The following is an 18,647-nucleotide window of genomic DNA, read 5'->3' on the forward strand; positions in this document are numbered from 1 at the left end:
ATCTGTAAACCTATGTTTACTTATTCAGTTGGATCAAGATTGTTTGTTAATCTGAGGATGGGTTTTGCGTTAACGATCGAAGCGGCATCCCCGCCTGTAATTCGGGCAGGCTTTTTTTCTTTTTCAGGAAAAAAGATACATCCGCAAGTTGGCGGAGTGTTAAAGCGCCCAAATAATATTTAATGATTAATCAATTTTCTAAATTTAATAGAATCTGGAATACTATAATTCACCCATCAAATTTTCCCCTTTTAAAACGCCCAAATTATCTCCAAAAAACCAAACATCTTCCCAATATTTTATCGAAATTTGAAACAATGAGCATCGCACATGATCTAGCAAAATCTTTTCCGCATTTACCCAATCCGCAACAGCTTTATTTATTTGAGAAATTAGATCAGTTTATGCGATTAAAGCAGGATAACTGTGTTTTTGTGTTAAAGGGATATGCCGGTACGGGTAAAACAACGGTAATCAGTACGCTCATTAAATTGCTGCCCCGATATAATTTGAAGACCGTTTTATTGGCACCAACGGGTAGGGCGGCAAAAGTTTTAGGGAACTATTCTAAAAAGGAAGCCTCTACTATCCATCGTAAAATATATAGAAAGAAAACAGCGGTTTCGCCAGATATGCACTTTAGTTTATCGCCCAATTTACATAAGGATACTTTGTTTATTATAGATGAGGCTTCTATGATCGCGGATGAGAAAACGGATTATAGCGGCAGCAGTTTATTGGAGGATGTGATCAGTTATGTATATGAAAACCAGAACAATAACCGGATTGTTTTTATTGGCGATACGGCACAATTGCCCCCGGTTGGTTCTTTAGAAAGCCCCGCTTTGGCAAAAGATAAGCTGCAGAAGTTTAGGTTAGAGGTTTCTGAGGTAGAGCTTACGCAAGTGGTAAGGCAAGAGCAAGAATCTGGCATTTTACGCAACGCCACTACCATTAGGGAGCTGATCAGAACGGAAGAAGAATCTTTCCCAACCTTGGTAACCAGAGGTTATAAGGATGTTTACCGTATGATGGGCGATAAAATAGTAGAAGGGCTAAATTACGCTTATGATAAATACGGGATGGAGAACAGTTTGGTGGTTTGCAGATCTAACAAGGGCGCAAACATCTTTAACCAAAGCATTAGGAACCAGATTTTATGGCGTGAGGATGAAATTACGGGTGGCGATCTGGTAATGGTTGTGAAAAACAATTATTTTTGGTTAGGCGAGGAGAAGGGCGGTTTTATTGCCAATGGCGATATTGGGAAAATAACGAGGGTAAAAAACATCCAAGATATGTACGGCTTTCGTTTTGCCGAAGTGCAGATCCTTTTTGCAGATATTGATGAAGAGCCTTTAACCTGTAGTGTAATGCTAGATACTTTGTATTCTGAGACCTCTAATTTGCCCTACAACAGACAGAAAGAACTTTTTGAGGAGGTAATGAAAGATTACGAACATCTGCCTACCAAGAGGGCTAAAATGGAAGAATTGAAGAAGAACCCATATTTTAACGCTTTACAGATTAAGTTTGCATACGCGGTAACTTGCCATAAGGCACAAGGTGGGCAATGGGAGGCGGTTTTTATAGACCAAGGTTACTTAACCGAAGAAATGATCAACATAGAGTTGTTAAGATGGCTTTATACGGCAACCACAAGGGCTTCTAAAGAATTATTCTATGTAAATTTTACAGATCTATTTTTTCCGGCTTGATGGTTCAAACCATCTTTTTACTGCAAATTTTAACATAAATCGCGATCATTATCAGCACAATGATCACAAATATGGAGTTGGCGATATTTACCGATCTAAATTGTTTTCTATTATTGCCAATCGCTATTTTAGATTGCGTTTCTTTAAATTTTTGATCGGTATATAAGTTTTGGAAAACATCAACCAATTCTCCCATGATCTTCATCCCTACGTCGCTTTTTACCAACTCAACCGTTTCTGTATTTAAACCTTGTTTTTGAAGGTTGATGATTTTATCCATCTCTTCCATTTTCTGATTGATCAAGAAATGCAGCCTTTCAATTTCTTTGGGGTTGGATGTTGTTAGCCCATAACTTTCAGAGATTTTAAAAAACCTCTGTTTTTCTGTTTTTAACTTAAATAGAGATTTTTTGTATTGGTCTAAGTAGCTAGAATCTTTACTGATGATGTAGCCCCTTTCAAATGATTCGGCTTCTCTTAAATCTAAGATCAAACCGTTAGAGCTTTCTAAAAAATCATACTTATCTTCCCCTGTTTTAATACTAGAAGTAATATTGCCATAAGTGAAAAAAGAGAAATAAAGATAGGCCGAGGTAGATAATATTGCAGCTATAATTAATAAGTAAACAATATTTACTTTCTTCATAGGTAATATGCGGTATAGGGTGTGAGCAACAAAAATAATAAAAGGTTCCGAATTTTATACTCACGAAATTTTATTTTATACTCTTAATTTTAAACGTAAACTTATAGCCGTTTGTGATTGCTCCTGTTGATATGTTTTTATCTACTGCGGTAACTTCCTTTTGTACCAAACCCACGTTTTTTGCGTAAGTGGCATTTACTAGGTCTTCCCTTATCAAATTCTGCTCGTCTATCTCTTTTACCACTATGGTAGAGTCAAAAGTGAGATTATTTATGGTTGCCGGGGCAATTTCATTTTCAATGGTGTAATCTTGCTCGCCAATGGTATTTTTAGAATTGCCGTTCCAGGTGCTGCCAGCTAAAGGAGGGAAAATTATTTTTATAAATCTTTGGTTGTTAATAAATTCTTCGCCGTCACGCAATGTTTTGCTTCGTGTAAAAACTTGTTGAAATACCCAGGGCGAAACAGGACTTATTCTTTTATATCTTTCGATCCTATAGTTTAAGCCGCCTGCTAAATCATCAAAAGTATTGGTGATGCTATCTTTTAATTCAAATTTATAGTTTACGCTGGTATTGGTAAAATTACTGTAAGCAGTAGAATCAACATCGTAAATTAAAACCGCATTTACCTTTAAAGGATAAAATTCGCTTTGCAAATCTTTAGCTGGCGCATTGCTTTCTTTGGTACAAGCAATTACCAAACAGAAAATAGTTGCCAAACCTAACAGGTAAATCTTGTTCATTGCTACTAATTTAAGATAAAAACGGAGAATTTGGTCTATTAATCTATTTTGGAAAATATTTTGATTAAACTATTTATTTGGGCGTTTTAACACTCCGCCAGCTGGCGGATGCCGTTTCTATCGTTAACGCAAAAACTAAACTAAAAATCCACCACCCAATAAATCATTTCCCTCATAAAATACCGCCGATTGTCCCGGAGCAATCCCAGAAACTGCATGGTGGAAATTAACTTTCATATTGCCGCCAATTTGATGGATATGGCTCACAGCTCCAGCGTCTTTATAACGTATTTTGGTTATCGCTTCTAAAGGTTCTGTGATAGATTCATACTTAATCAGGTTAACGTCTCTAACTAAAGCTTCTGTTCTTTGCAATTCGTCTTGTGTTCCTAATACTACCGTATTGCTTTCTGGCAAAATTTGGGTAACAAACATGGGGTGGCCAAATGCAATACCCAAACCTTTTCTTTGGCCGATGGTATAAAATGGATAACCTTTATGTTTGCCAACTTTGGTGCCGTCTGTCAAAACAAAATCGCCGCCATCAACTTCTTTTTCTAAGTTTGGTACACGGTGTTTTAAGAAAGAGCGATAATCGTTTTCTGGCACAAAGCAAATCTCATAGCTTTCGCTTTTATTGGCCAACTCTTGCTGGCCCATATCCAAAGCCATTTGCCTAATCTCTGGTTTAGAGAAAGAACCCAAAGGAAAACGGGTTCTTGCCAAGTTTTCTTGCGATACGCCCCAAAGCACATAAGATTGATCTTTGTTCTCATCTTTGCCCTTAGAGATTACATATCTACCATTATCTTGTTGGCGGATGTTGGCATAATGCCCTGTTGCAATAAATTCGCAATCAAGCTTATTTGCTCTTTTTAGCAAAGCATCCCATTTAATGTGCGTATTACACAACACACAAGGGTTTGGGGTTCTACCAGCTAAATATTCATCCACAAAATTATCTATCACAAAATCGCCAAACTCATCACGTATATCCAAGATGTAATGTGGCATTCCATAACCAACGGCCAATGAACGGGCATCGTTAATAGAATCCAGGCTGCAACAACCTGTTTCTTTTGAATTTGAACCAGAAGAAGCATAATCCCAGGTTTTCATGGTCAGTCCAATTACCTCATAACCTTGCTCATGCAACATTACGGCAGCAACAGAGCTATCCACACCACCGCTCATTGCCACCAAAATTCTTCCGTGTTTACTCATCTTTAGTTCTTAAAACGCTGCAAAGATAATTTTTAATTTTTGGATAGGGAAGGTAGGGCGGTCAGTAGGTTGTAAGAAATTTAAGTTGAGAGGTGAAGAATTTTTAAAAAAAAACAAAACCCATTAAATCAATAAAGCATGAAGAAGTGAAGGGAAATTAAGCTCATCCTTACCAAATAGCATTTCATTTTTTCTTCATGGCTTAACGGTAAAGCATCAAGAAAACTGCCGAAATTAGAATTATAAAGTAACTTGAATTGATATAATTTGATGTTTCCTATAAGTTAAATTACATTATTAATCAAATAGTTAAATTGTTTTATTTTATTAATAACTTTAGTTCTGGTGGTAAATCTTCAAATACATCTATATCAGATAAAACAGGCGTTGTAGCGTGTTGAATATTTAGAGATTTTAAAATTTTTACCGTATCATCATATACTTTTTCGGTACTCCAAGCAACATCAGAAAATATAGGTTTAACCATTTTATTTAAACCTAAAAGGTAATAACCACCGTCTTTAGCGGGGCCAATAACCACGTCTTTGCTTTTCAACATCTCAAATGCGTTCTCTATAATGGTTTGGTCAAGTTCATAACAATCTGAACCAACTATTAAAACGCTTTCATATCCTTTTAAAAAAAGCTGCTCAAAAGCATCTTCCATACGGCCGCCTAAATCGCTTTCTTTTTGGTAAGCCGTTTGGTAAATATCATCCCCCCAGGGCATTTTATTAGATGACACCTTGTCATAAAATAAAAATTTATCACAATTTAAGTTTTTAGTAATCAGGTTTGTATGGTTTAATAGTTCTTTATAAACTTTAAGTGCGTTCTCGTTTCCAACGGTTGCTGCTAAACGTGTTTTAGAACGGCCCAATTCTGGGTATTTAAGAAATATGATGATGGCTTTTTTACTCATTTTATAAATATGTATTTTAATTATCAATCGCCTATTTAGGTTTTGCTTTCTGTATTTAGCTTTTCTTTAAAATATTAAATATCCAAATCTTCAAATAAATTCAATTGTCTAAATGTGATGATGTCATTTTCTTCGTTGTAAAAATTAGAAAGCGTAACTCCTAAAAGCCTAACTTTTTTTTCTTCTAGATCTAGTTTTTCCAAAAGCTCAACCGCAGTTTCAAAAATGGTTTTTTTGTCTGTTATGTAATTTAAAAAAGTATGGCTTCTGGTAATTTGAGAGAAATCGTTAAACTTTACTTTTAGTGTCAAGGTTTTTCCCTCTTTATTTTTAGAGGTCAGCCGATCGTAAACTATAGAAGATAATTTCTCAAGTTCTTTTTTTAAAACTATTAGATTGTCAATGTCGTTTTCAAATGTATCTTCTGCCCCAATAGATTTTGAAATCCTGTTCGCATTAACAGGTCGGTCATCAAAACCTCTTACAATTTGATAAAAAAACCTTCCGGTTTTACCAAAGTGCTTTTGCATTTCGTTTTCTGATAGTTTCTTTAGATCAGAACCATAAAATAAACCTAGGTTTTTCATTTTAAGGGCGGTTACTTTTCCAACGCCAAAAAATTTCTCTACTGGCAAAGCTTCTATAAAAGGAATTATTTTAGAGGGACCAATAAAGGTAAGCCCATCGGGTTTATTCATGTCTGAGGCAATTTTTGCGATAAATTTATTAACTGAAACCCCAGCGGAAGCAGTCAAATTTAATTCTTTTTTAATAGCCTCTTTAATGGCCTTGGCAATATCAATGGCAGAGCCAATTCCCATTTTATCATCGCTCACATCCAGGTAAGCTTCATCTAGAGATAAAGGTTCGATTAAATCTGTATAGCGATTAAAAATTTCCCTGATCTTTAGCGAAACTTCTTTATAGGCCTCAAACCGTGGTTTGGTAAATAATAAATGCGGGCAAAGCTGTAGTGCCGTTTTTGACGACATGGCAGACTTAACCCCAAATTTCCTAGCTTCATAACTTGCCGTTGCAACTACACCTCGTCCGTCTGGCGAACCACCAACAGCCAAGGCTTTACCTCTAAATTCTGGGAAATCCCGTTGTTCTACAGAAGCATAAAAGGCATCCATATCAATATGGATTATTTTTCTATTGGGTTTATCTTCAGCAGCGTCTATCATCAAAAATTTAAAAAACTAAACAAATCATGGATTTTGGAAGCCATAAAACAATCATGACAATGAGAAAAAGTCCAAAAGCAATCTAATAGATCGGTAAAAATGTGCAGCACTAATCCAAGAGCTATTATTTTGATGATTTTTTTAGGATAAAAAAGCAACAGGACATATAATACGATTGCAAAAAAGGAGTGAAGCGGATGGAAACCGATACTGCACCTATCAGCTTCAAAAATAGGATTTGCTAAAAGATGATCTAAATCTATCAACATGGTTGATAACAATATTAAATACACTTTAACCCAGTTCTTTCTAAAAAAAGAGTATGCAACAATTGCCGGAAAAATAAAGTGTAGCGAATAATGCACCAAAAACTGCATTTAACAAAGGTTACAAATAATCTTGAAATTATAATTGAAATACAAACTTAATTTCTACTTTTGCGGGCGTTATGGTTCTCTACTTCGGTAAAGATTAAAAGGGAATAAGGTGTAAATCCTAAACTGTCCCGCAGCTGTAAGCTCTATAACTGTTTTTCATTCTTAAAGTCACTGTTTGCTATCTGGCAGATGGGAAGGCAGAAAAACAGGGAGTAAGTCAGAATACCTGCCAAAACACATAATATTCATAGCTTTCGCGGATTGAAGCTTTTGGGTGTAGATAATCTCTATGTTTTAGAGTATTTCCATTCTATTTTTTTCTCCGTAGGCTTCATATTTTAATTGATGAAAATTAAATATTGTCTATTCTTTTTTAGTTTTTTACTTGTTTTAACCAGCTTAAATTCTTTTGCCCAAATAGATTCTTTGCAAAAAGTTGAGGAGGTAAAAGTTAAAAGCTCATCAAAAAAAACGAGTTTAAGGGCAACGCAAACAATAGATTCTGCTTCGTTTTTAAAAACAAGTTCTTACAATGTTGCCGATGCCATCAGAAATTTTGCAGGTGTAAACATTAAAGATTATGGCGGAATTGGGGGTTTAAAAACGGTTTCTGTGCGTAGTTTAGGCGCAAACCATACTGGTGTACAAGTTGATGGTATCAATTTAGGGGATACACAAACCGGGCAAATAGATTTAGGGAAATTGATGTTGGATAATGTGGAGTCTATTTCGCTTTATTTGGCACAACCCGATGATTTATTGGCCAACGCCCGTTCGTTTTCATCTGCCAGTTTGATTGTTATCAAAACAAAAAAACCTTTGTTTGATTTGGGCAGAACCAATAAATTAATGCTTAAATATACGGGGGGGGCTTTTGGTTTGGTTAATCCTGTTATCCAATACGATCAAAAAATTAACAGCAATTGGGCGTTTAACCTAAATACCACGCTGCAAAAGGCAACAGGCGATTATAAATTTAAAGTGATCGGGGATGGATCTGATACGTTATCTACAAGGAGAAACGCAAAAATAAACGCTTTACAGTTTGATGGCGGACTGAGGGGGAAAATTGGAAAAACCGGTTTATTGGAGGTTAGGGCAAATTATTATGATTCTGAAAGAGGTTTGCCAAATGCGGTAATCTTTTATAACCCAACAGGTAGCCAAACCTTATGGGATAAGGATTTTTATGCCCAAGCAAAATACAGTCGGGATTTTGGCGCAAAATGGAAAATATTGGCGAGTGGAAAATTCTCCAGAAATTACACTCGGTACAACGACCCAGATTATCTGAACCAGAATGGAGAATTGGATAATAGATATACCCAAAAAGAATATTATCAATCGGTTGCAACCACTTACCAACCCATTAAAGATTTAACATTTAATTACGCTGCCGATTTATTTTTTACTACGCTTTATACCAATCTTTTTCAGTATGCTTACCCTACCAGAACTAGCTTATTGCAGGTTGTTGGAGGTAAATATCAATTAAAGAAATTCACTTTTGAAGCAAATGTTTTAAGTACTTATATCAAAGAGAAAGTTAAAACAGGTAGAAAATCGCCAGAAAGACTGATCTTTAATCCTACTTTTTCATTGGCTTACCAAGCAAACCAGAATTTAACTTTAAGAGCATTTTATAAGGATATTTTTAGGTATCCAACTTTTAACGATTTGTACTATACCAATTTTGGGAACAGAAAGTTGGATCCAGAAAAAACGAAGCAGTATAACGCGGGCTTTGTTTACAACAAATTTACCACTTCAAAACTCAATTGGTTTTCTATCAGTACCGATGTTTATTATAATCAAATCAATGATAAAATTATTGCTTTGCCCAACAAAGATTTATTTATCTGGACAATGTACAACATCGGGAAAGTAGAAATATTGGGTGTAGATTTTACCAGTAAATTCAATTATCAAATCAATCAAAAAGCAAAAATAGAAGCTAATATCAATTATACCTATCAATCTGCTTTAGATAAAACCGACCCTACATCATCTGTTTATAACAATCAAATTCCTTATACGCCCCAACATACCATCGCATTTAATGCTGGTTACCAACAAAAAAGTTGGGGTGTATTTTACAATCAGATCTTCTCTTCTGGCAGGTATTATTTGGGAGAAAACCAGCCACAATATTTTGTGAAAGGTTTTTCGGTTAGCGATGTATCTATAAATTGTAAAACAACATTATATCATCAACCCATCAGCCTTTCGGCAGAAGTGAACAATATTTTTAACCAGAATTATTCTATTATCAGAAGCTTCCCAATGCCTGGGACTTCTTTAAGATTAACAATTAAAACAACTATATAACAATCATGAAAACAAACAAAACCATTTTTAAATTATTAGCTTTTGCCATTGCGGCAAGCACCATCTTTAGCTGTAAAAAAGATGAAAATACAGCATTACCACCCGTAAGAGCTGGTTTATATATTTTGAACGAGGGCGGTTTCCAATCAAACAACGCCAGTTTAAGCTATTATAATCTGGATACCAAAACAACAACAGCAAATTACTTTGCTCAAAAAAATAAGCGAGGCTTGGGAGATACGGGAAACGACATAAAAGTATATGGCTCTAAAATGTACATCGTTGTAAGCACTTCTAACACTTTAGAGGTTGTAAACCCCAAAACCTCAGAGAGCATCAAGCAGATCGGTTTTACCAACAAAGGTGTTGGTAGGCTTCCCAGAAACATTGTTTTCAATAAAAATAAAGCCTTTGTTTCTTCTTACGACGGGACGGTTGCAGTGATAGATACCTCCAGTTTGGCTGTAGAAAAATTTATTGCAGTAGGCAGAAACCCAGAACAAATGGCCATTGCAAATAACAAACTTTATGTGGCAAATTCTGGTGGTTTAGATCCCGTTTTTGATAATACAATTTCTGTTATAGATTTGAATAGCTTGGTTGAGGTTAAAAAAATCACTACCGTTTCAAACCCAACCGAATTAGTTTCTGATGCCTCTAGCGGAAAAATTTATATAAGAAGCCCTGGCGATTATGACCAACAATTGGCATCATTAACCATTATTGATAGCAAGACAGATGCGGTTATTTCTAATAAACCTTTTGAAGGAAAACTGATGAAAATTGTAGATAATATTGGTTATTTTGTATTTAACAATGGGATAAAATCTTATGATTTAAAATCTGATGCGGTTTTAAAGAGTAATATCATAACAGACGGAACTACTTTTTCATACGCTTATGGCTTTAATTATGACGCAGTTAATAAAGATTTTTTTGTTTGCGATGCAAAAAATTTTATTGGCAACGGGGAGGTTTCTTGCATAGGTTTAGATGGAAAATTAAAATATAAAATTATTGCCGGTGTAAACCCTAATAATGTAATATTTTTAAACAAATAAGAGTTTTTTTATTACCTAAAAGAATTGCTATTTTTACGCATCAATAAAAAATTATGTCCTTAAAAAATTTAAACGTTAGAAGTTGGGTTATTTTTTTCATCATCCTTGCGGCTACCGCTACCAGATTTATCCCCTTAACAGGAAATGTAGCTTGGTTTAATTTTACGCCAGTTGGTGCCATTGCGTTATTTGCAGGTACCTATTTTCAAAATAGGTGGAAGGCATATTTAGCACCCTTAATGCTTTTGTTTATCAGTGATATTTTTATCAACCATGCTTACACAGGTACCTGGAATTTGTTTTACGGAGGTTTCCAATGGATTTATTTAAGTTTCGCCATTATGGTATTTATTGGTTCACTGATTAAGAAAGTAAACGTAGGTTCGGTATTTTTGGCTTCAATTGCCGGGGTTTTTGTTCATTGGATCGTTACCGATATTGAACCTTGGTTAGCTGGTACCCTATACAATAAAGACATTACTGGTTATTACCAATCTTTAGTTGCTGCTATCCCTTTCGAAAGAAATTTATTGTTAGGTAACTTGGTTTTTGGTGCTTTACTATATGGGGCTTTTGAATTGGCAAAATCTAAATTTGGCATTTTAAAAACAAATAAAGAATTGGCTTATTAAATTTTAATTTCAAAATAATTTGAGAGGCTGTCTCAAAAATCTCAATTGTGATATTGAGTAGAGTCGAAATGTGTTATAACACAATCTAAAATGACTTCGAATCCGCTCCTGCCCGACAAAGTTGATAATTTGAGACAGTCCTTTTTTATTGAATAAGCTTTTGAAAAAAAAATTGGAGATTAAAATTATAGCGTTAATCGCTAACACAATTTATCCAATAAAGAATATAAATTTTAATCTAATTGATCGATAATTTATAGTAAGCATACAAAGAATACAAATATCTAAGCGCTTCTGTGATCAACAAGAAATAATACCAATTGTATTGGAATGTATGGTTATTTACGGGTGGTTGAAACCCCATGTAATAGGCTAAATAGCTCAAGAAATCAAAACTATAATAGCTGAATGCTATCTTAAAAGGAATTAAGATAAACGAAAAGATCAAACCTGTTTTAGGCTTAAGAAACAGAAAGCATGCGGTAATTAAAAATAATAGTAAAATAAGGTTTTCCCATAAAGCTGCTACCTTTATTGCGGTAGCAAAAGGAAATTTAAAGGTGCTTATTAGGTAATTGAACTTAGGGCAGATAAAGATTAAAAAAGTAATCGCATCTAAAATGCCAAACAATTTTAATCCCCATTTCATTTACATAACAGCTTTAGAAAGTGCTTCTGTTTGGTGATCTACTAATTTTTGAAGCGGCCCGCTAGCCAACATTTTCATCATCATGTTTAACTCTGCAGAAACCAAGAGCGTGGCCAAAGTTTGATGGTCGCTTTGCAAAAGGGTCCATTTCATTTCAATTTGAAAAGGAGCTTCTTCGGATGGTAAAATGGTTATTTGCTCGTTGGGTGTTTTAGAAGAAATTTTTAAAGCTAGTTTGGCCATATTCTGTATGGTAAATCTTGCTTCATCGGCAGTGCTGCTCCAATTATAAATATTTTCGGGCATCAATTGCTGATGGTTGTTCAAATCGCCTAAAAAAGCATAAACCTTCTCTATAGGTTGGTTTAGGGTAACTTTACTTTCAAAAACGGTCATTCTTAATGGTTTTGTTCTATTTGATTTCCCCAATCACTTGGGCTTCTTCTCCAATCGTTCAATAGATCAACGTCAGATTTTTGTACAAAATTATGTTCTGCAGCATAATCTATCAATGCGGCGTAATTAGATAAGGTAACAAACCTACATTTTGCTTCTGCAAAGTTTTCTGTGGCGATATCAAACCCATAAGAAAAAATGGCTACCAAACCAGCTACTTCATAGCCAGCATCGCGTAAGGCTTTAACGGCCTGTAAACTGCTTTTCCCGGTGGATATTAAATCTTCTATCACAACTACACGCTGCCCTGGGTTAATTTCTCCTTCAATTAAGCTTTGTGTACCGTGTTCTTTAGCTTTAGAACGAACATATATAAATGGTAAACCTAGTTCTTGAGCAACTAAGGCACCTTGTGGGATACCCGCGGTTGCCACGCCGGCTATCACACTTGCAGAACCAAATTCTTCTTGAATAAGCTCTGAAAGCTTCTGGCGAATATATGTTCTGATGGTTGGATGCGAAAGCGTAACACGATTATCGCAGTAAATTGGAGACTTCCACCCAGAAGCCCAAGTAAAAGGATTAGCAGGTTGCAATTTAATTGCTTTTATTTGCAACAAAAATTCAGCAATTTTCTGTTCAATCTCACTATTATTGTACATGGCGCAAAAATACAATATTTATATCAACCAAAAATGTTTAATTATAACTTCTAACAAGCCCAATGGGGCTTTTGGCCATCAACTTATTGATGATCAACACTTTGATTTTTTAACATTTTATAAAGCTTTGGGCAATAATCCCAATGCCAAATACTACCTAATTTGCGAGGATGCTAAAAATACTTTTAAAACTTTAAAAAGTAAACTAAGAGTTATTGAGGCGGCCGGTGGCTTGGTACATAGCGATGAGGATAAATACCTTTTTATCAAAAGAAATGGGAGGTGGGATTTACCGAAGGGCAAATTGGAACCTAACGAAAAAAAGAAAGATGCTGCCGTAAGGGAGGTAGAAGAGGAGTGTGGTCTAAAGATTAGGAAATTGGGCGATAAGCTTTTAAAGACTTACCATGTATATGAGATTAAAGGGAAACCGGTTTTAAAAGTATCGCATTGGTATGCGATGGAAGCCAAATCTAAACAAAAACTGGTCCCACAATTGGAAGAAGGCATTACCGAAGTAAAATGGTTTAAAAAAGAGGATTGGGGAATTATAAGAGCAAATACTTACGCCAATATTATGGATGTGATCGATGAGGATTAGGCTTTGATCAAAAATAATTTCACGTTTATAAATTGGCTTTAACCAAAAAATCCCCATCGTTGATATTCGATGGGGATTTTTTGGTTAGAAGGTGTTTATATTTCTATTTTTTGTTCTGTTGTTGTTGGCGCATCATATCTTCCATCTTTTTCTGCCAGCCGCTCTGTTTCTTTTTGGTCTCTGGCTTTTTCTTGTTTTCTTGTATTTGTGCGTGTATCTTATCATCATCTACAAACCTCCTGATAAAATATTGTTGCGAAAAAGTAAGGATGTTGGCACAGAAATAATAATAATTTAAACCTGCCGGGTAGCTATTTAAAACACCAAAGAAGATAAGCGGAGTAATGTAGCCTATGTATTTCATCTGGCCCTGGGCACCAGAAACCTGATTATTAAAATAGGTGTAAACCAAGGTAGAAATAGTCATTAAGATACACATTAAACTAATATGGTTTCCTAAAATGGGCAAATTAACGCCAAGTTTAAAGAAATCATCATAGGTTGATAGATCATGCATCCATAAAAAACTTTCATGCCTTAACTCAAATAAATTTGGGAAAAAGTAAAAGAAAGCGAGTATAAACGGCATTTGGAAAACCATGGGCAAACATCCGCCCAAAGGGTTTACCCCGGCTTGTTTATATAGCTTCAGATATTCTTGTTGTACCAAAGCTTGGTTGCCCTCGCCAACTTTTTTCTTTATCTCATCCATTTCGGGTTTTAGAACCCTCATTTTTGCCATGGATAAATAAGATTTGTAGGTAAAAGGGAATAAAACCGATTTTAAGATTATCGTTAACAATAAAATGATCAATCCGTAGCCTAGGCTTAAGCTTTCAAAGAAATTGAAGATGGGCAATACCAAAAACCTGTTGATCCATTTCAAAGGCCCCCAACCCATTTTAACCATTTTCTCTAGATCATGGCCTTGATCTTTTAATTGGCTAAACTTGTTAGATCCAAAATAAAAGCTCATGTCATAACTGTTGATCTCTTGGTTTTTATATGGCAAGCTCAATTTTGCGCCGTAAGCTTTTACCGCAGAACTGTCTGGCAAAGTAGCTATCTTAACTTCGGCTTTGCTAAAACCGTCTTTTGGGAACAAAGCAGCAGAAAAAAAGTGTTCTTTAAATGATACCCAATTGGTTTTACCTTTATCTAAAAATTTATCCTCATCTTTATGCTCGCTCAAATAATCAACCGTTCCATCTGCATTTTGGAAGTAGGTTGTAGAACCCATCCTCTCATTTTTGATGTCTTTTTCTTGTTGTAACAGCTTTGTGTTCCAATCTAAGACCAAAGTATTGTTGGTAATGATATTCTGGAAACCCTTAACATCTGCCTTAAACCCAACCTGATAAGCTTCTGGTGCTAAGGTGTAGGTATATTCTACAGAGGAGCTATCTGGGTTAAGCAGTTTCATAACTACCTTGCCGTTGCTAGCTTCTACCTTTTTAAAATAATTATTGGTTGTATTTGCAACTGCATTTACGCCTTTATATTCAAACCCAAAATTTGTTTCATCTGGGTTAAACAAGATAACCGGCTTACCTTGGTAGGTGGTTTCTCCTTTTACCTGTACACTTGCAATTTTACCGCCTTTGTTAGAGATACTGATTTTTAGGTTTTTATTTTCTAAAACCGTGAATTCTTCTTTGGTAGATGCAATGTTTTGTGCCGCCGTATCTAAATTGTTTTTTGTGCCGGTAATTTCAGCCTTTGTTTGCGTTGTTAAGGTATCTTTATTTGTTACGCCGATGTTTTTTGCCCTAGCTAAAGAGTCTTGTAGCAATTGTTCTTTTTTTACTTCCTCTGATGATGGCTTTAAAAGAAAGGTTGATCCAACTAATATAACTAATATCAGGAATAAACCTGTAAACGTATTTCTATCCATTTCGTGATTTTCTAATCTCCTTTATCAAAAATTAATTTTTCTTTTTTGTGTTTTCTAAGCAAGCGGCGACAAATTTAACAAAAAGTGGGTGAGGATTGGCTACTGTTGATTTTAATTCTGGGTGGAATTGTGCAGCAACAAAAAACGGATGGTTTTTTAACTCTACTATTTCTACCAAATTATTATCCGGATTAATGCCCGAAGCTATCATGCCGCCATCTTCATATTGTTTTAAAAATTTGTTGTTAAACTCATAACGGTGTCTGTGGCGTTCAGAAATTTTTGATTTACCATAGATATTAGCGGCCTTTGTACCTTTTTTAAGCTCGCAAACATAAGAACCTAATCTCATTGTGCCGCCTTTTAGGGTAATTTTTTTCTGATCTTCCATCATAGAGATCACGGCTCCTTTCTCTTCTTGGTCCATTTCTGTACTGTGTGCATTTTTAATTCCCAATACGTTTCTACCATATTCTATCACGGCACACTGCATCCCTAAACAGATCCCAAAAAAAGGAATCTTGTTTTCCCTAATGAATTGAATAGCAATGATCTTACCTTCGATTCCTCTGTTGCCGAAACCTGGGGCAACTAAAACGCCATCTAAATGGCCTAATTTAGTTTGGACGTTTTCTGGCGTAATACCCTCAGAATGTATGCACTCTACCCTTACCTTGCACTCGTTTTGTGCGCCGGCATGTATAAATGCCTCGGTTATTGATTTGTAGGCATCTGGCAGCTCTACATATTTACCAACCAAACCTATCTTGGTTTCTGATGTCGGGTTTTTTAGCCTGCCCAAGAAATCTTTCCAATGATCTAAGTTCGGTTCGTTTTTTAAGGGCAATTTTAATTTTGATAATACGGTTCTATCCAATTGTTCTTTCAACATCAATAACGGAACATCGTAAATCGTTTTTGCATCAACAGATTCTACAACTGCGTTAAGGTTAACGTTACAAAACAAGGCGATCTTTTTTCTTAATTCTTGTGATATATGATGCTCTGTTCTGCAAACCAGAATATCTGGTTGTATGCCGTATTCTAACAACATTTTTACCGAGTGCTGCGTGGGTTTTGTTTTTAACTCTCCGGCCGCCGCTAAAAAAGGCACTAATGTTAAATGTATAACAATGGCATTGTTAGAACCTACTTCCCATTTAAACTGGCGAACAGCTTCTACAAAAGGAAGAGACTCTATATCGCCAACGGTACCACCAAGCTCTGTAATAACAATATCATACTGTCCGTTTTGGCCCAAAAGGCTCATGTTGCGCTTAATTTCATCTGTAATATGTGGCACAACTTGTACCGTTTTACCTAAATAAGCACCTTCTCTTTCTTTATTGATTACGTTTTGGTAAATCCTTCCGGTGGTAATGTTGTTTGCTTGCGATGTTGGTACGTTTAAAAAGCGCTCATAATGGCCTAGATCCAAATCTGTTTCGGCGCCGTCTTCTGTTACATAACATTCGCCATGCTCATAAGGATTGAGTGTTCCCGGATCGATATTGATATAAGGGTCAAATTTTTGGATGGTTACGGTGTAACCCCTGGCTTGTAAGAGTTTGGCTAATGATGCGGAAATAATACCCTTCCCTAAAGACGATGTAACGCCTCCCGTAACAAAAATATACTTGGTCATGATGGATTTAACTATTAAATGCTTAAAGAAGATGCTTAAAATCTACTTTTTAAAGCTATTTGTACGGGGTTCAAAAGTAGGGTTTTTATTTAACTCTATATTACTTGTTGAGAAAATAGATTGCTGTGGAAAAGGAAATGTTACATAGAACAGACTTCAAGCGGTGTTTTCAGATGATCGGATTGATTAAAATGTTTTAGTTTTGCAGCATGAGTGAAATCTATAAAAGTCTGTTATTAAGGTATCAAAATTATTTTTTAGAGTTTTATCAGTTATTAGAAGATAAAGAGGCCACAAAACCAAAAGATCTGTCTAAAGCGGTTATGGTTAAGGGTTTTTTTGAAAGTTTACCAGAATTTGATGCCAATTTTGAGATAGAAATGTCTATCGCTACCCAGATGGAAGGCTTGAAAAGCGTTTGGACAGCGCAATTTAACGAAGATGGCTTTAGTGTGCGTTCTTATACCCTAGATGGTTTGGATGAGTTAAACGAGTGGTTTTTCCATTACCATGATGATATTAAAGAATACGAAGGCAACCTGTTTACCGATGGGGATTGGGACCTGTTTTTAGAGGAAATAGCAGAGATAGACAACCAAGGTTTAAAAGATGTTGAGATAGATTTTGTTTTTAATAATTAAGAAAACAAAGTATGGATAGCTAAATGGCAAGCATGGGTTGTGTGTTTTAAAATATGTTTTCTGCCGATTTTTCTTTCACAAGCCTTAAAAGTTTTTTTATGTTTTCATTTTCTGCAATCGAGGATAATTGGGGGAGCAACAGCAATAATTCTTTTTGTACCATCCTATCGTTTTTGCCATAATCCCATATTGGGATGATGGTTTCCAAAAAGATATGGTCAAAGCTTAATTCTTCTGAGATTATCCTTGCTTTACCATCTTTATTGGTAATGATGGTTTTAGAAAAATGTGCGATACGGTAAGCATATAATTCAAATAGCGAACGTAAACTTATAATTGCCGTACCAGGATCGTTAATTCCGGGGCTTAAGGCTTTTAAGGCAATTTCTGTAAGCTGCCTAAAGCCGTAAAAATAATTTTCTTCAATAGATTCTGATTTATGGAGAAACAGGCACTCGGCTATTTTTACTTTTACGTCTTGGGCTAAATCAACATCAACATTTGCGATAACCATGTTTTTTAACAATGGGGTGCCAGGTACTGCCACAATATCAACCATGCAGTTATGTTTATCGCATAAATGCAAAAGGCTATTTTTATCATAACCTTCATAAATGCCAGAAACTAACGCCTTTATTTTGAATTTTTGGTCTAAATTGATCGTAACCGCTGTGGTTTCTTCTAAAGGGCAGGCATCTTCCATTATCTCTAAGGTATTATCGTAAATCTTCTTGATAATTACGTTGTATTTTACGCTCTGGGTAATGTAATGCAGAAAATATATGAACAAGAAAATATCGGAAATGGTGATGATGATGAGCAAATAAATGCTTAAAGAAGGGATATATAGCCCAGAATTAATATCCCTAATGGTGCTCAATAAAAAAAAAGCATAAACAATGGTACCAATGTATATGCCCAAAACAATCTGTTGAAACCTATTACCGATAAGCTTATCCAAAACCCTGTTGCTCATTTGTGATGCTGCTTGGTTTAAAACGATCATCACCATAGAAAAACTGAAAACAGCTAAAGAAATAATACCTGCGGCAATAGAAGAAATTATGCTTCTAGCGGTTGTTGCATCCTTAATGTTAAGCCAATCTATAACAGATTTAAAATGTTTCCCTTGAGATGAAAAGTCAAAAGCCATCATCCCGATGGCTAATATCAAGAATAACAGACCAATAAGGGCGGGATAAAAAGAAATACTATTTAGGATATTATGGTATCGGTTTAAAAACCAAAATTTTAATTTACTTAACATATCTTTTAATGAAATAAATGATAAGCAATAATTTATCCAAACAAGTTATGGT

The 18,647-nt window shown here is 35.3% G+C and carries 18 protein-coding genes and 1 riboswitch; of the genes, 6 read left to right on the forward strand and 12 right to left on the reverse strand.

Annotated features, from left to right (window positions below):
- The first annotated feature begins 317 nt into the window (after positions 1 to 317).
- Positions 318 to 1,718, forward strand: coding sequence for an ATP-dependent DNA helicase (locus I5M32_RS05840; RefSeq protein ID WP_200585259.1), 1,401 nt, complete (start codon positions 318 to 320; stop codon positions 1,716 to 1,718).
- Positions 1,719 to 1,722: 4 nt separating this feature from the next.
- On the opposite strand, the gene I5M32_RS05845 is transcribed toward I5M32_RS05840, so the two are convergent.
- The 6 genes from I5M32_RS05845 to I5M32_RS16685 all read right to left on the reverse strand — a co-directional run bounded on the left by I5M32_RS05845 (position 1,723) and on the right by I5M32_RS16685 (position 6,819).
- A complete protein-coding gene (locus tag I5M32_RS05845) occupies positions 1,723 to 2,364 on the reverse strand; it encodes a CHASE3 domain-containing protein (protein ID WP_200585260.1) in 642 nt (213 codons plus the stop codon).
- 70 nt (positions 2,365 to 2,434) lie between these two features.
- Positions 2,435 to 3,109 carry a hypothetical protein gene (locus I5M32_RS05850; protein ID WP_200585261.1) on the reverse strand — a complete coding sequence of 225 codons (675 nt, stop codon included), beginning with the start codon at positions 3,107 to 3,109 and terminating at the stop codon, positions 2,435 to 2,437.
- A gap of 135 nt (positions 3,110 to 3,244) precedes the next feature.
- Positions 3,245 to 4,333, reverse strand: a complete 1,089-nt coding sequence (mnmA, locus tag I5M32_RS05855; protein ID WP_200585262.1) for a tRNA 2-thiouridine(34) synthase MnmA — start codon at positions 4,331 to 4,333, stop codon at positions 3,245 to 3,247.
- Between the two features lie 319 nt (positions 4,334 to 4,652).
- Positions 4,653 to 5,255: a TIGR04282 family arsenosugar biosynthesis glycosyltransferase gene (locus tag I5M32_RS05860; RefSeq protein WP_200585263.1), complete on the reverse strand. Its 603-nt coding sequence runs from the start codon at positions 5,253 to 5,255 to the stop codon at positions 4,653 to 4,655.
- Between the two features lie 74 nt (positions 5,256 to 5,329).
- Entirely contained in the window at positions 5,330 to 6,442 is a 1,113-nt protein-coding gene (gene dinB, locus I5M32_RS05865) for a DNA polymerase IV (protein ID WP_200585264.1), read from the reverse strand.
- The gene (locus tag I5M32_RS16685) at positions 6,442 to 6,819 is read right to left on the reverse strand and encodes a DUF6122 family protein (protein ID WP_234461874.1); all 378 of its coding nucleotides are present in this window, start codon (positions 6,817 to 6,819) and stop codon (positions 6,442 to 6,444) included. The genes dinB and I5M32_RS16685 overlap by 1 nt, the downstream gene beginning before the upstream one ends.
- A gap of 55 nt (positions 6,820 to 6,874) precedes the next feature.
- Positions 6,875 to 7,067: riboswitch (cobalamin riboswitch) on the forward strand.
- A 97-nt stretch (positions 7,068 to 7,164) separates the two neighbouring features.
- Between I5M32_RS16685 and I5M32_RS05870 the strand changes: the two genes are divergently transcribed.
- Genes I5M32_RS05870 through I5M32_RS05880 form a run of 3 tightly spaced genes read left to right on the forward strand, consistent with a single transcriptional unit; the run spans position 7,165 to position 10,840 of the window.
- Positions 7,165 to 9,147 carry a TonB-dependent receptor plug domain-containing protein gene (locus I5M32_RS05870; RefSeq protein ID WP_200585265.1) on the forward strand — a complete coding sequence of 661 codons (1,983 nt, stop codon included), beginning with the start codon at positions 7,165 to 7,167 and terminating at the stop codon, positions 9,145 to 9,147.
- 5 nt (positions 9,148 to 9,152) lie between these two features.
- Positions 9,153 to 10,208, forward strand: a complete 1,056-nt coding sequence (locus I5M32_RS05875; protein ID WP_200585266.1) for a YncE family protein — start codon at positions 9,153 to 9,155, stop codon at positions 10,206 to 10,208.
- Positions 10,209 to 10,261: 53 nt separating this feature from the next.
- Positions 10,262 to 10,840, forward strand: a complete 579-nt coding sequence (locus I5M32_RS05880; protein WP_200585267.1) for a DUF6580 family putative transport protein — start codon at positions 10,262 to 10,264, stop codon at positions 10,838 to 10,840.
- Positions 10,841 to 11,078: 238 nt separating this feature from the next.
- On the opposite strand, the gene I5M32_RS05885 is transcribed toward I5M32_RS05880, so the two are convergent.
- Genes I5M32_RS05885 through pyrE form a run of 3 tightly spaced genes read right to left on the reverse strand, consistent with a single transcriptional unit; the run spans position 11,079 to position 12,547 of the window.
- Positions 11,079 to 11,489 carry a hypothetical protein gene (locus I5M32_RS05885; protein ID WP_200585268.1) on the reverse strand — a complete coding sequence of 137 codons (411 nt, stop codon included), beginning with the start codon at positions 11,487 to 11,489 and terminating at the stop codon, positions 11,079 to 11,081.
- Positions 11,490 to 11,885, reverse strand: a complete 396-nt coding sequence (locus tag I5M32_RS05890) for an SRPBCC family protein (protein ID WP_200585269.1) — start codon at positions 11,883 to 11,885, stop codon at positions 11,490 to 11,492.
- Positions 11,886 to 11,887: 2 nt separating this feature from the next.
- On the reverse strand, positions 11,888 to 12,547 hold the full coding sequence (gene pyrE / locus I5M32_RS05895; protein WP_200585270.1) for an orotate phosphoribosyltransferase: 660 nt from the start codon (positions 12,545 to 12,547) through the stop codon (positions 11,888 to 11,890).
- Here pyrE and I5M32_RS05900 point away from each other — a divergent pair.
- Positions 12,546 to 13,148 carry an NUDIX hydrolase gene (locus I5M32_RS05900; RefSeq protein WP_200585271.1) on the forward strand — a complete coding sequence of 201 codons (603 nt, stop codon included), beginning with the start codon at positions 12,546 to 12,548 and terminating at the stop codon, positions 13,146 to 13,148. The genes pyrE and I5M32_RS05900 overlap by 2 nt on opposite strands.
- 103 nt (positions 13,149 to 13,251) lie before the next feature.
- Here the strand turns inward: I5M32_RS05900 and yidC are convergent, their stop codons facing one another.
- Together yidC and I5M32_RS05910 are read right to left on the reverse strand one after the other, a co-directional pair.
- Positions 13,252 to 15,042 carry a membrane protein insertase YidC gene (gene yidC, locus I5M32_RS05905; protein ID WP_200585272.1) on the reverse strand — a complete coding sequence of 597 codons (1,791 nt, stop codon included), beginning with the start codon at positions 15,040 to 15,042 and terminating at the stop codon, positions 13,252 to 13,254.
- 31 nt (positions 15,043 to 15,073) lie between these two features.
- Positions 15,074 to 16,687, reverse strand: coding sequence for a CTP synthase (locus I5M32_RS05910; RefSeq protein ID WP_234461875.1), 1,614 nt, complete (start codon positions 16,685 to 16,687; stop codon positions 15,074 to 15,076).
- 209 nt (positions 16,688 to 16,896) lie between these two features.
- Here I5M32_RS05910 and I5M32_RS05915 point away from each other — a divergent pair, with 209 nt between their 5' ends.
- Positions 16,897 to 17,328, forward strand: a complete 432-nt coding sequence (locus I5M32_RS05915; RefSeq protein ID WP_200585273.1) for a hypothetical protein — start codon at positions 16,897 to 16,899, stop codon at positions 17,326 to 17,328.
- Between the two features lie 46 nt (positions 17,329 to 17,374).
- Here the strand turns inward: I5M32_RS05915 and I5M32_RS05920 are convergent, their stop codons facing one another.
- Positions 17,375 to 18,595 (reverse strand): DUF2254 domain-containing protein, encoded by a 1,221-nt coding sequence (locus tag I5M32_RS05920; protein ID WP_200585274.1) that lies wholly within the window; start codon positions 18,593 to 18,595, stop codon positions 17,375 to 17,377.
- Positions 18,596 to 18,647 lie beyond the last annotated feature (52 nt).

Origin of the sequence: Pedobacter segetis, assembly GCF_016623585.1 — a bacterium.
In the GTDB taxonomy this organism is placed as follows: Bacteria; Bacteroidota; Bacteroidia; order Sphingobacteriales; family Sphingobacteriaceae; genus Pseudopedobacter; species Pseudopedobacter segetis.

Coding starts and splice junctions, on each gene's coding strand:
- I5M32_RS05840 (WP_200585259.1), top strand. CDS start 318: ATGAGCATCGCACATGATCTAGCAAAATCTTTTCCGCATTTACCCAAT.
- I5M32_RS05845 (WP_200585260.1), bottom strand. CDS start 2,364: ATGAAGAAAGTAAATATTGTTTACTTATTAATTATAGCTGCAATATTA.
- I5M32_RS05850 (WP_200585261.1), bottom strand. CDS start 3,109: ATGAACAAGATTTACCTGTTAGGTTTGGCAACTATTTTCTGTTTGGTA.
- mnmA (WP_200585262.1), bottom strand. CDS start 4,333: ATGAGTAAACACGGAAGAATTTTGGTGGCAATGAGCGGTGGTGTGGAT.
- I5M32_RS05860 (WP_200585263.1), bottom strand. CDS start 5,255: ATGAGTAAAAAAGCCATCATCATATTTCTTAAATACCCAGAATTGGGC.
- dinB (WP_200585264.1), bottom strand. CDS start 6,442: ATGATAGACGCTGCTGAAGATAAACCCAATAGAAAAATAATCCATATT.
- I5M32_RS16685 (WP_234461874.1), bottom strand. CDS start 6,819: ATGCAGTTTTTGGTGCATTATTCGCTACACTTTATTTTTCCGGCAATT.
- I5M32_RS05870 (WP_200585265.1), top strand. CDS start 7,165: ATGAAAATTAAATATTGTCTATTCTTTTTTAGTTTTTTACTTGTTTTA.
- I5M32_RS05875 (WP_200585266.1), top strand. CDS start 9,153: ATGAAAACAAACAAAACCATTTTTAAATTATTAGCTTTTGCCATTGCG.
- I5M32_RS05880 (WP_200585267.1), top strand. CDS start 10,262: ATGTCCTTAAAAAATTTAAACGTTAGAAGTTGGGTTATTTTTTTCATC.
- I5M32_RS05885 (WP_200585268.1), bottom strand. CDS start 11,489: ATGAAATGGGGATTAAAATTGTTTGGCATTTTAGATGCGATTACTTTT.
- I5M32_RS05890 (WP_200585269.1), bottom strand. CDS start 11,885: ATGACCGTTTTTGAAAGTAAAGTTACCCTAAACCAACCTATAGAGAAG.
- I5M32_RS05900 (WP_200585271.1), top strand. CDS start 12,546: ATGGCGCAAAAATACAATATTTATATCAACCAAAAATGTTTAATTATA.
- pyrE (WP_200585270.1), bottom strand. CDS start 12,547: ATGTACAATAATAGTGAGATTGAACAGAAAATTGCTGAATTTTTGTTG.
- yidC (WP_200585272.1), bottom strand. CDS start 15,042: ATGGATAGAAATACGTTTACAGGTTTATTCCTGATATTAGTTATATTA.
- I5M32_RS05910 (WP_234461875.1), bottom strand. CDS start 16,687: ATGACCAAGTATATTTTTGTTACGGGAGGCGTTACATCGTCTTTAGGG.
- I5M32_RS05915 (WP_200585273.1), top strand. CDS start 16,897: ATGAGTGAAATCTATAAAAGTCTGTTATTAAGGTATCAAAATTATTTT.
- I5M32_RS05920 (WP_200585274.1), bottom strand. CDS start 18,595: ATGTTAAGTAAATTAAAATTTTGGTTTTTAAACCGATACCATAATATC.